We start from the raw sequence: 12374 nt of genomic DNA, 5'->3' as shown, positions 1-12374 counted from the left end.
CGCACAGGGCAGTTCGGCGAGGCAGACGCAGATCCGATCTTCCCCTCTCGGTGGGGAGCTGCCCGATCGCACGATCTGCGTATACCGCATCATAGCGGCAACGTCAAACCGAGGACACGGGCGCCGGGTGTCCTGGTTTCAGGTTAACGCCGTGAGTTGCCAATCCGGAATCAGGCTGTTGTCCGATTGGTCACAAGACCGATTCAGCTACTCCTACGTGCGCATTCGAGGCCCCCCAGCAGCCGAATCTCCTTGTAAGGACATTAAAAACAATGCGAGTTTCCTACTCGAAGGCGTCCCCCGAGGACGTCTGTTCCCACCTCGCCGTGCCGTCGTCGGCACGAGAAATCTCCCAGGATTGGTAACGGCCGCCACTCTGGATGGAAGTGAACGTGTCCATCACACCGTCCCCGTCACGATCCCTGGCGACGGTCATTCCCGCCTCGGTGTGGCTGACCCTGGTCTCCTCGTACCCGTCGTCGTCGAGATCGAACAACTCGATCGAGCCGACACCGGACGGACCGGAGACCGGATCGTGCGCCGGGTCGACGGCATCGCCGTCACCGCTGCCGTCGAACAACTCGTTCCATTCCACGCGTATCTCTCCGATCTCCGCGGACACAGCCTCTACTGGTTCAGACGCATCGGCGGCGTCTCCGGTTCCTCGCGTCCACCGGCGGCGAACCTCAGGGCGCCGCGGTCCAGCGCCGCGAGGTCTCGGTCGCACGCAGCGAGCACGGATGCGCGGTTCTCCGACACCACCCGCAGCTCCGCTTCGACTCTCTCGAGCTCTGTGTCCGCAGCCCGCGCAGCTGCGCGGGAGGTCTCGCGGGCGGCGGCCGAGTACGCGGATTCGGCGGTCAGGATTCGGGCCAGGACGCGCTGCTCCAGCGTCGACCTCGCCGCGGCCGACGCCTCGGCGACCCAAGTTCTCAGGTGAGCCCGGTCCGCGACGAGCTTCCTCGAGCCGACGAGCCACCACGCACAGAACGCGCCCAACAGCAGTGACAACGGAATCACCGCGATCTCCAGCGCCGGGACGACGGACAGCGGCGACACCACGAGCCGCGACAGCCCCACTCCCGCCGACGCACCGAGGACGATCATCATCTTGTCCTCGACCCCTCCGCGCCGAATCGACGGTTCGGGGTGCGCGAGTGGCGAACCGGTGACCGCAGGGAGCTCGACGGACAATTCCAGATCGATGTCGATCGCGCGGAGCCTGTCGGACAACCGCGCGTCGACCGTGGACGCGACCGCGTCGAGCCGTGCTGTCATCTCCGGCTGGAGGTGACGAAGCTCGGACCGGCCGGCAGTATCGATCGATTGTCGTGCGGACGAAGCGAATTCACGAACGGCCTCGGACACGTCGTGCACCGATTCCGCGCGAGCGAGTTGCAGTCCGGTACGCAGCGCGGCGGTCCGCTCTGCCCTGGTCCGATCGCGAACATCGGTCAACCGGGCCCGTTCGGCACGCAGCGCGGCGGTGTTCGACGCGCTCGTGACCGCTCTGGCCTTGTCCACGATCCGCTGCCGCGCCCCGGCCGCGGCATGCCGAACGGCCGCGTCGTACTTGCGTCGTCGGAGAACCTCGGTGTGCTGCGTTGCGGCGCTCTCCACGAAATCGAGGACGTCCCTGATTCCCGATTCCTCGACCATCGTCGTACGAGTCAGCGGATCCTGCACTGCCCGAGCCTTTTCGGCGAGCAGAGCGGACGTGGGCAGCACCGCGACGTCCACTGCTCGCGGAACGAATTCGGCGATGGACTCGGTGACCGAACGAACCACGTCCCTCCAGCCGCGATGTGCGTCGACCTTGTTGACGAGAACGCCGGTTGCCGTCGATTCGAGCACCGGCGCAAGAGCGGCGAGTGTTGTCCGGCCGATGGGCGCCGATGCGTCGACGACGAACAGGACCACCGCTGCCGACTCGACGTCCGGCGCCCGGTCGACCCCGTCCACGGACCACAGGTCCAGTTGCGCGTCGACGGCGGACACTCCGGCTCCGCTCGAACCGTGCACGAACACCCCTACGGGATCCGCGGCTCGGCCCGAGGCGATCTCGTCGACTCCTGCGGGGTACCACCGCTTGATCACGCCGTCCATGTCGCTCGGGAGGTCGATCACCGCGACAGCATCCTCAGGTACCCGCGGCCGACAGCGGTCGCTGCTCGCGCAACCGCTGGTTCGAGTGCGGTGTCGCGGCGTTCGCGCCAGGAGCGGACGGTGGCGAGGGTCGGGTTGGGGTGTTCGCTTTCGCCCAGGGTGTGCAGAGCCGCCCGCATGCCTGCGAACACGGCTTCGTCGGACGCCAGATACCGCTCGACCTCCATCGACTCCTGGTGCCGGGCCGCGAGTTGGTTCAGCCGAAGCAACAACCGACCCTGTCGTGCGGCGCGAACGTCGTCCACTGCTCGCCGGACGGCTTTCACGACGGCGTCGACTCCACTCTTCTCCGCAAGCAGCAACCGAACGGTGACGTCGTCCATCCCGGGAGACTCCGTCAGAGCCCGTGCAGCAATGCCGACTCCCGCCACCTCGACACTGCGGACGAGTTCGGCCCGCGATTGCTTCGACATGGGAATGCCGGCTCGAAGGAACCGCTCGGGAGTCAGCAGCATCTCCGGCGTCACCGACGCGGCCGACTCTCGCAGCGGGTCGAACGTCGACGGCCGGCCGTTCATGACACTGATCGCGATGGTTCCCATCAGCGGGTGGACAGTGCAACCCAGCTTGGTCGACACACCGTCGACGACGTCCTGAAGGCGGTCCACTGCGTCTGCCTTCGCGAGAACGGGGACCACGACGCCGCGTGTGCCTTGTGCCGCGTCGACGTCGACGACCTGGGCGTCCCCTGCCACCACGTACACGACGACATCGCCGTCGAGCTCGGGATCCGGTACCCGCGGGACATCGATCGACGCCGTCTCCTCGATCGACGCCGCGATCGTGCGCAGCTCGTGATGGGCCGCCAGCACCGACCGAACCGTCGTCTTCCCGACGCCTGCGCGTCCGGTCACCTGGATGCGGATGTCCCGAAAGCACACATCCGCCTCGGCATCGACCTCCCGCCGCAGCACGGTTCCGCTCGGAGCGAGCGCTCGCACCCGACCCTCCGAGATTTCGCGATCCCCACCCGCACTGTCCCGACCCGCACTGTCCCCACCCATGTGATCCCCCTTCACATCGTCACGCGTGCGCGGTCCCCACCCCGTCGCGCCGGGCAATTCTGGCACACATTCGGCGACACGGGCGTGAGGTCGCGGGCTCTGGCCTGCGCCTTCACGACAAGTCTCAACTTCAACTCGAGACCCACCTGTCACACAGTCCGTCGATGCGCGACAATGGTGCGGTGAACGACGCACGGAGCACAGCCAAACATCTCGATTCGGAGACCCCGGACACGCCGGACGTGGCCGGTGGAGAGTCGAATCGAGGCTCTCGGCTGTACCCGCGCGTCACCAGTTTCCGGTCCAGGCGCGGCGCGTTGACCGATGCCCAGCAGGCCACGTGGGATTCGCTGTGGCCGCGCATCGGCCGTGACGTCGCCGACGAGAAGATCGACGTCGACGCCTGGTTCGGTCGTTCCGCTCCGGCGATCCTCGAGATCGGATCGGGAACCGGAACTGCCACGACGTCCATGGCCAAGGCCGAGCCGCACGTCAACCTGATGGCGGTCGAGGTCTACCGGCCCGGGTTGGCTCAGACCCTTCAGCAGATCGAGCGCGACGACATCGAGAACATCAGGCTGCTCCGCGGCGATGCGATGGACGTTCTGGAGAACATGTTGACGCCCGAGTCGCTGACCGGGGTCCGCGTGTTCTTCCCCGACCCCTGGCCGAAGGCGCGTCACCACAAGCGCCGCCTGTTGCAGGCCCCCACGTTCGCGATGATCGTCGACCGTCTGAAACCTGGCGGAGTACTGCACGTCGCGACCGATCACGCAGACTATGCGGAGTGGATTGCCGAAGCCGGGAACGCAGAGCCCGGTTTGACCGTTCTCGACTGGGAATCTCCGATGACACACGAGCGGCCCGTCACCAAGTTCGAGGGCAAAGCCCAACTGGTGGGTAGCTCGGTGACGGAGCTGATATGGGGGAAGAGTCCACGATGACGTACAGCGAGCAGAGCGTCGACACGTCGCTGGCCCCGATCCCGAACATCGACACGGGTGATACTCGACACACCAGACGAGTGCTCCTCGTGTGGGATGCGCCGAATCTCGACATGGGCCTCGGCGCGATTCTCGGCGGTCGGCCGACGGCTGCCTACCGCCCGCGATTCGATGCGCTGGGCCGATGGCTGCTTCAACGGACGGCGGAACTGTCCGCCACCGGCACGTCGACGCTCGAACCCGAGGCGACGGTGTTCACCAACATCGCCCCTGGCAGCGCCGATGTGGTTAGACCGTGGGTCGAAGCATTGCGTAACGTGGGTTTCGCGGTGTTCGCCAAGCCGAAGGTCGACGAGGACAGTGATGTCGACGCCGACATGCTGGACCACATCGAGCTGCGTAATCGCGGCGGCGGGCTGGCCGGCGTCATGGTCGCGTCTGCGGACGGACAAGCGTTTCGCGAGCCGTTGGAGGACATCGCTGCAACTGGCGTACCCGTTCAGGTGCTCGGATTCCGTGAGCACGCAAGCTGGGCGGTGACGTCGGAGACGCTGGAGTTCCTCGACCTCGAGGACATCCCCGGCGTCTTCCGTGAGCCTCTGCCACGGGTGAGCCTGGACTCGCTCCCGGACGAGGGCGCATGGTTGCAGCCGTTCCGCCCACTGTCCGCCCTGCTCGTCGGGCGCCAAGGAGTTTCTTAAGTGTTCGCCAGATGGGGAGATCTCGTCTACCGCTTGCGGTTCACGGTCATCGGAGTCATGGTGGCCGCGCTTCTGGGCTTCGCCGCATACGGCCTCGACCTGAACGACCACCTGAGCCAGAGCGGTTGGGACGACCCGGGCTCCGAGTCGGTGCAGGCCGCGCGCCTCGCCGATCAGACGTTCGGCCGCGACAAACAGGGCGACGTGATCGTGCTGTACACGGCGCCCGAGGGCAAGACCGTCGACGATCCGGAGTTCAACGCCAAGGTCACCGACAGTCTCAACTCGCTCGTCGCGAACAACCCCGAGCAGATCGAGAAGATCAACGGCACCTACTTCCGGGTCGACGGTGTGGTCAGCGTCAATGCCCTGGCGACCGAAGACCGCACCCACGCGATCGCCAGCATCGCGATGCTCGGCGACAACGACACCGAACTCACCAACAATTTTCAAGCCGTCAAGGACGTCTTCTACATAGACGGCGTCGACGTGCAGGTGACGGGACTGCAAGCCGTCGCGGGTGCCCTGCAATCGACCATGGCGGGCGACATCCACCGCATGGAGCTGCTGGCCATTCCGGCTGTCGCAGTGCTGCTGTTCTTCATCTTCGGTGGCGTCGTCGCCGCGGCCCTTCCGCTGATCGTGGGCGGCCTGACCGTCGTCGGCGCCAACGGCATCGTCAAGGTCTTCACCAATTTCACCGAGGTAAACAGCTTCGTCGCGCCTGTGGTCTCGCTCGTCGGACTCGGTCTCGCGATCGACTACGGACTGTTCATCGTGTCGAGATTCCGCGAGGAACTCGGTGACGGCTATTCGACGAAGCAGGCTGTTCGACGGTCGGTCATGACCGCGGGTCGGACGGTCGTCTTCTCGGCGACGATGATCGTCGCCAGCCTCGGCGGCCTGCTGCTGTTCCCGCAGGGTTTCCTCAAATCGGTGGCCTACGGATCGATCGCGACGGTGGCCCTCGCGGCTCTCACCGCGGTCACGATCCTGCCTGCCATCCTGGCAATCCTCGGGCCACGGGTCGACGCGCTGGGCTTCAAGTTCATGCGCAAGACCAAGTCGTCCGAGGAAATCGAGAACGGCATGTGGGGAAAGCTGACCCGGTGGGTCATGCGCAACCCGCTGAAGGTCACGATTCCCATCGTCCTCGGTCTGGTACTGCTGACGCTGCCCGTCGGCAACATCAAGTTCGGCGGCATCAACGAGACCTACCTGCCGCCGGACAACGTCACCCGCCAGGCCCAGAACGAGTTCGACGAACTGTTCCCCGGCCAGCGCACCGAGCCGATCAAGGCCGTCATCGAGAACGCGCAGGGTCCGAACCTCGCTGCGATCACCAGCCAACTCAACGAGGCTCCCGGCCTGATCGAGAAGTTCTCCCCGACCGGCGCCAGCAAAGACGGCATCATCGTCTTCAAGGCAGGCCTCGTCGATCGAAACGACTCGAAGCCCGCCATCGACTACCTGCGCAGCATCGATGTCCCCGAGGGCTCGTCGGTGCAGATCACCGGCACTCCGGTGATCGAACAGGACTCCATCGCGGCCCTCATCGACAACTTGCCGCTGATGGCGATACTCGTCGTGTTCGTCGTGACGCTGCTGATGTTCCTGACGTTCGGATCGTTGGTGTTGCCGATCAAGGCTGTGCTCATGACGACGCTGGGACTCGGCGCGACGATGGGCATCCTGACGTGGATCTTCATCGACGGCAACGGCGCCAGCTTCATGAACTTCACACCCGGGCCCATCATGGCCCCGGTGCTGGTGTTGATCATCTCGATCGTGTTCGGATTGTCGACCGACTACGAAGTCTTCCTGCTCTCACGCATGGTCGAGGCCCGGGAGAGAGGTGCGTCCACGAGCGAAGCCATCCGCGTCGGAACCTCGCATACCGGACGCATCATCACCGCGGCGGCGTTGATCCTCATCGTCGTGACCGGCGCATTCGCGTTCTCCGACTTGGTGATGATGAAGTACATCGCCTACGGAATGATCGCCGCGCTCATCATCGACGCCACCCTCATCCGCATGTTCCTCGTCCCAGCGACCATGAAACTCCTGGGCGACGACTGCTGGTGGGCACCGAAGTGGATGAAGCGAATCCAGGAGAAGCTCGGTCTCGGCGAGACCATCCTCGAGGACGAACTGATGCCTACCGACGTCCCCGAACTCGCCACCGCCTGCGCACCGGCTCCCGTCGCACCCCCGGTGCGCACCGCCCCACGCCGAAGCGAACCGCTGACCGAACCGATCCCCGTCGTCGCGCCGACAGGATCCGGGCCGATCCGCGCAACGCACGCCGCCCGGGAGGACGAACGCCGATCCGCCACCGGCAGGCCGTCCGCAGCCCCCGAAACTCAGGATCACTCCGCAGGCTCCGCTCCCAGCCTCTCGGGTCACTCCGCAGGCTCCGCTCCCAGCCCCCTGGGTCACTCCGCAGGCTCCGCTCCCAGCCTCTCGGGTCACTCCGCAGGCTCCGCTCCCGGCCTCTCGGGTCACTCCGCAGGCTCCGCTCCCGGCCCCCGGCCGCCGGCTACCCAGAAGCAACCCGCCGTCGAGAGGCCGACACCTCCACCGGTGCCGCGGCCCGAACCTCCGAAGCGTGAACCGGTCCGCGCACAGAGCAACCGAAGCTCCTCCCCCGACCCACGGTCCATCGAGAGTTGGTTGGCCGACCTTCGTGCGCCGTCGGAGCCACAGAAACCCGAAACGCCGAAACCCGAGGCGCCGAAACCTGAAACGCAGGCTCCCGTCGGCTCGACAACGGACAACACCCGCGCCGACGCCGACCGGACGTCCGTCAACGCATCCAGTCGGTCGGACGAACCACGCCGCAACGGTTCAGCTGCGTACGGCGCAACACCGAACGGCTCGGGAACCAACGGCTCCGGCGCGAACGGATCCGGCACACATGGCTCCGGCACGAACGGCTCGGGCACGAATGGCTCCGGACGAAACAGCTACTACGGCTCCGGCGTCAACGGCAGCGGCTCGGACGGCAACGGTTCGAACGGCAGCGGTTCCGGCGGCCGCAGTTCCTCCGCGTCGGGCAGCAACGGCTCGGGATACGGCTCCAGCAACGGTTCCACTGAAGGCTCCAACGGTTCCGGACATGGCTCCAACGGCTCGGGTTACAGTTCCGCCGGCTCCAACGGCTCGGCGTATGGCGCGCGCGGCACCGGCAGGCCGCCGGAAGCAGGGCCGACCGCGCCGAGGACCGGCGGGATTCGCGGGTACTCGCAGGATCAGAGCCGTGACGCCGAGCCTCCTTCTGCAGCGTCACGCCCGGAGACCCCGCAACCGGAACAGCCGACGCCGCCGCGCACGCAGGCCGCTCCCCGGGCTCGCTACGACATTTCGACGCGCAATGCTCCACGCACCCCAGCGCCGGAGGATCAGTCGACCAGGTCGTGGCCGGCACCGACACCGACACCGACACCGGACGAGCGTCCGGCAGGTTCGTCACGTCGTTCGGACGAACAGACTGCCCCGGCCGACGGTATTTCCAGTACCGAGGACCCGGACAGCGGTCGACACCGCGGAGGCGACAGCCGTCAGACACTGAGCGTCAGCGAGCTGTTGGCGCGCGAGCGTCGCAAGTAACGAATCTTCACCTTGTCGAAGGCCACCCGAGGCGGCTCGGGTGGCCTTCGTCGTGTTCGGGCACATATTCGTCGGGCAGCATTGTTCGGTGTCACAACGCTCGATCGGAACGTCGACGCATTCTCGGCCGTTGTCCCCTAGGACCCCGCCACGCTGCACGTTCGTCGGCGTCGGTGGCCGATTTTCGACGACAACGAGGAGCAGACTGAGTGTTCGCCACCTGGGGAGATCTCGTCCATCGCTGGCGGTACACGGTGTTGGGTGTGATGGTCGCGGGCCTCCTCGCGATGGCTGCGTACGGAGTGGGTTTCGAGAACCATCTGAGCCAGGGCGGGTTCGACGATCCAGGTTCGGAATCGGTGGCTGCGGCTACGCTCGCCGACTCCACGTTCGGACGCGACACCGAGGGCGACGTCATCGTTCTGTACACCGCGCCCGAGGGCAAGACCGTCGACGATCCGGCCTTCACCGCGGCCGTGACGAAGAGCCTCGGCTCGCTCGTCGCCGACCACCCGGACCGAATCGCCAAGATCAACGGCACCTACTTCCAGGTCGACGGCGTCGTCAGCGCTGCGGCGCTCGCGACCGAGGACAAGCGTCACGCGATCGCCAGCATCGCCATCGTCGGAGACGACGACACCGAGCTGACCAACAACTTTCAGGACGTGAAGGACGCGTTCTACATTCCTGATGTCGACAGCCAGGGCGGTGATGTCCAGGTGACCGGTCTGCAGGCGGTGGCGGGGGCACTGCAGTCGACGATGTCCGAAGACATTCACCGGATGGAAATCCTCGCCATCCCTGCTGTCGCGGTTCTGCTGTTCTTCGTCTTCGGCGGTGTGGTCGCTGCGGCGCTGCCGTTGATCGTGGGTGGCCTGACGGTTGTCGGCGCCAACGGAATCGTGCGCCTGTTCACCGATTTCACCGAGGTGAACACTTTTGTCGCCCCGGTCGTCTCGATGGTCGGTCTCGGTCTCGCCATCGATTACGGCCTGTTCATCGTCTCGCGTTTCCGTGAAGAACTCGGAGACGGTCGCACCACCGCGGACGCCGTGAAGAGGTCGGTCATGACGGCCGGGCGAACGGTGGTCTTCTCGGCGACGATGATCGTGGCCAGCCTGGGCGGTCTCCTGCTCTTTCCGCACGGGTTCCTCAAATCGGTTGCCTACGGGTCGATTGCGACTGTTGCGCTTGCCGCCCTGACCGCTGTGACGGTGCTTCCCGCGCTCCTCGCAATTCTCGGGCCACGCGTGGACGCGTTGGGTCTGAAGTTCATGCGAAAGACCCGCTCGTCCGAGGAAATCGAGAACGGGATGTGGGGCAAGCTCACTTCCTGGGTCATGCGGCGTCCGATCAAGGTGGCCGTGGTCATCGTTCTCGGCCTGCTGGTACTGACTCTTCCCGTCGGGAAGATCGAGTTCGGCGGAATCAACGAGACCTACCTGCCGCCGGACAACCCCACACGCGTCGCCCAGGCTCAGTTCGACGAGTTGTTTCCCGGGCAACGTACCGAGCCCCTGAAGTTGGTCATCGAGGGCGCGCAGGGATCTTCGCTCGGGCAGATCACCAAGCAGGCGAACGAGGCACCCGGTCTCGTCGAGAAATTCTCACCGACGGGCACCAGCAAGGACGGCATCATCGTCTTCAAAGCTGGTCTCGAAGACAGGAACGAATCGTCCGAGGCAATCGAACACCTACGCGGAATCGAGGTTCCCGACGGCGCGACGGTATCCGTAACCGGAACTCCTGCAATCGAATACGACTCAATCGAGGCGTTGGAGGAAAGACTTCCACTGACGGCGGTCCTCGTCGTCCTCGTTGTGACGCTGCTGATGTTCTTGACATTCGGATCGCTGATCCTGCCCATCAAAGCCGTCCTCATGACCGCTCTGGGGCTCGGTGCGACGATGGGGATCCTCACCTGGATCTTCATCGACGGCCACGGTGCGAGCCTGATGAACTTCACACCCGGTCCGATCATGGCGATGATTCTGTTGCTGATCGGCGCTATCGTGTTCGGATTGTCCACTGATTACGAAGTGTTCCTGCTCTCACGGATGGTCGAAGCGCGGGAGAAGGGTGCCAGCACCACGGACGCGGTGCGCATCGGGACAGCCCATTCGGGGCGAATCATCACCGCTGCGGCGCTGATTCTGATCGTCGTCACCGGGTCGTTCGCATTCTCGGACTTGGTGATGATGAAGTACATCGCGTACGGAATGATCGCGGCACTCATCATCGACGCCACGGTCATTCGGATGTTCCTCGTGCCGTCGGTCATGAAGCTGCTCGGCGACAGCGCCTGGTGGGCACCGAAGTCCATGAAGAAAGTTCAACAGAAGCTGGGTCTCGGCGAGAAGTACCTGTAGACCAGCGCTACCCGTCGCAGCTCCTGAGCAGCAGGAACCGCGACGGGTAGCGTCGTGCTGATTCAGCTCGCGGCGCGGTCGGCGAACACCTTTGCGTAGCGTGTGCCTGCGAAGAGCAGCAGCAGTCCGACAACGATGAAAGCTCCGACTCGGAACAGTCCGTCCAAGGCCACGAGGTCGAAGAGGAACAGTTTCGCGACGGACACCGCGGTCAGAGACAGTCCGGCCAACAGTGCAGTGTGCGCGTACTTTTCGCTCTTGAGGCCGAAAGCCAGCAGTGCCATCGCGATCGCCATGGCTTCGATGGTTGCGGCGCAGTGTCCGGCGACGAATCCGGTGGTTCCGCCGATCGCCGCCACTCCGAGGGCAACCGTTGCCGACGCCAGTGCGTAGAGAGACGCCAGTCCGGCAACCACCGAGCACGCTTGCGCGTTCTTATCCACGATCTTCAGCTGGATACCGACCATTACCAGTCCGGCCGATACGATCGCGAGAAGCACGCCAGCGAGCACGACACCGAATTCGTCTGTTGCATAACGCGCATCCATCATCGCTGCGGGCGGGGAGACCACCAGATATCCCAGTGCACCGAACAGGCCGAACGCCAGGGCCGAGTAGTACGCCGGCTTCGAAATTCCGCGGTGCGCCGTAGCGAGCAGTACAGCGGAGACGACCAGCAAAGCGAGCGGCCGCAGTTCGGTTGCCGTCGGTACGAGCACTGCCTGCAGCAGCGCAAGCGAGCCGACGATCGTCAGGATCGTACGGGCGAGGGCAGGCAACCAGGAGACCATCGCGATCACGACGACGCAGGCTATCGCGACCACACCCTCGACCAAGGTCACTGTCCACGGCTCGAACAGCGTTCCCACCGCGAGGACTGGAACGGCGGATACTCCGGCCATCACCGACGCCATGACGTCGGCTGCAGTGCGACGCAACAACTCCACCGAACTACCGACACCGAACGCGGCCACGATCCCCGAAACGATCAGGAGCGGTAATGCGTCGCTCCCCATCACATCCAAGCTGACCGCCTGAGCGATCCCGACGAGGGTGGCCACCACAACGGGGAGCGTCCGCACGGCAGCGAGGTACGGCCAGTCACGGCCGAGCTGCGCAGCGAAGCTCGCGATGAACGTGGCAGTGAAGAACGCGATGAGCGACAACGTGATTCCGCCGGTGACCACCGGCCCACACACCGCAACGCCGGCGAGGATGAGGACTGCCATCGGTTGCGAGCGCCACGAGACGGCCAGCGCGACGCCTGCCGCCGCGATCCCGAATGCCGCTACGAGTCCGATCGCGGGCTCCAGCCACTCGTAGATGACGGTCACCGCCACGACGTCCAAATAGAGCCCGGCGATACCTGTTGCTGCGGTTGCGATTCCACCGACCCGTCCACCGGATTTGCGGTAGATCCGCGACCCTGCGTACACCAGTGCGACAGAGAAAGCTCCCCCGGCTACGACCCTGAGCTCGGGGCCGAACCATCCGGCCTGTGCCGCGAGCACGAGAAGCATGACCACGCCGACCAGAGTGACTCCTGCACCCGCGACTGCGAGTACGCGGCTGATCACACCG

The 12374-nt window shown here is 65.2% G+C and carries 8 protein-coding genes; 4 read left to right on the top strand and 4 right to left on the bottom strand.

Annotated features, from left to right (window positions below):
* Nucleotides 1-283: 283 nt before the first annotated feature.
* The 3 genes from BH95_RS22295 to BH95_RS27880 are packed head-to-tail and all read right to left on the bottom strand — an operon-like array spanning nt 284 to nt 3170.
* The gene (locus BH95_RS22295; RefSeq protein ID WP_019665559.1) at nt 284-622 is read right to left on the bottom strand and encodes a DUF6802 family protein; all 339 of its coding nucleotides are present in this window, start codon (nt 620-622) and stop codon (nt 284-286) included.
* Nucleotides 623-627: 5 nt separating this feature from the next.
* Nucleotides 628-2127: a hypothetical protein gene (locus tag BH95_RS22290; protein ID WP_037184151.1), complete on the bottom strand. Its 1500-nt coding sequence runs from the start codon at nt 2125-2127 to the stop codon at nt 628-630.
* Nucleotides 2124-3170, bottom strand: coding sequence for a hypothetical protein (locus tag BH95_RS27880; RefSeq protein WP_052060129.1), 1047 nt, complete (start codon nt 3168-3170; stop codon nt 2124-2126). Before BH95_RS27880 ends, BH95_RS22290 begins: the two co-directional genes overlap by 4 nt.
* A 164-nt stretch (nt 3171-3334) precedes the next feature.
* Between BH95_RS27880 and trmB the strand changes: the two genes are divergently transcribed.
* The 4 genes from trmB to BH95_RS22265 all read left to right on the top strand — a co-directional run bounded on the left by trmB (nt 3335) and on the right by BH95_RS22265 (nt 10793).
* On the top strand, nt 3335-4114 hold the full coding sequence (gene trmB, locus BH95_RS22280) for a tRNA (guanosine(46)-N7)-methyltransferase TrmB (RefSeq protein ID WP_019665557.1): 780 nt from the start codon (nt 3335-3337) through the stop codon (nt 4112-4114).
* Complete coding sequence (locus tag BH95_RS22275; protein WP_019665556.1) at nt 4111-4815, top strand: NYN domain-containing protein; 705 nt, start codon at nt 4111-4113, stop codon at nt 4813-4815. The genes trmB and BH95_RS22275 overlap by 4 nt, the downstream gene beginning before the upstream one ends.
* On the top strand, nt 4816-8424 hold the full coding sequence (locus tag BH95_RS22270; protein WP_037184146.1) for an MMPL family transporter: 3609 nt from the start codon (nt 4816-4818) through the stop codon (nt 8422-8424).
* Between the two features lie 209 nt (nt 8425-8633).
* A complete protein-coding gene (locus BH95_RS22265; protein ID WP_037184143.1) occupies nt 8634-10793 on the top strand; it encodes an MMPL family transporter in 2160 nt (719 codons plus the stop codon).
* A gap of 62 nt (nt 10794-10855) precedes the next feature.
* On the opposite strand, the gene BH95_RS22260 is transcribed toward BH95_RS22265, so the two are convergent.
* Nucleotides 10856-12370 carry a DUF2339 domain-containing protein gene (locus tag BH95_RS22260; RefSeq protein ID WP_037184141.1) on the bottom strand — a complete coding sequence of 505 codons (1515 nt, stop codon included), beginning with the start codon at nt 12368-12370 and terminating at the stop codon, nt 10856-10858.
* Between the last annotated feature and the right edge of the window lie 4 nt (nt 12371-12374).

This window comes from Rhodococcoides fascians A44A, assembly GCF_000760735.1.
GTDB lineage: Bacteria > Actinomycetota > Actinomycetes > Mycobacteriales > Mycobacteriaceae > Rhodococcoides > Rhodococcoides fascians_E.
The sequence above is the reverse complement of the archived record's forward strand: the minus strand, read 5'-3'. Positions and strand labels throughout refer to the sequence as shown.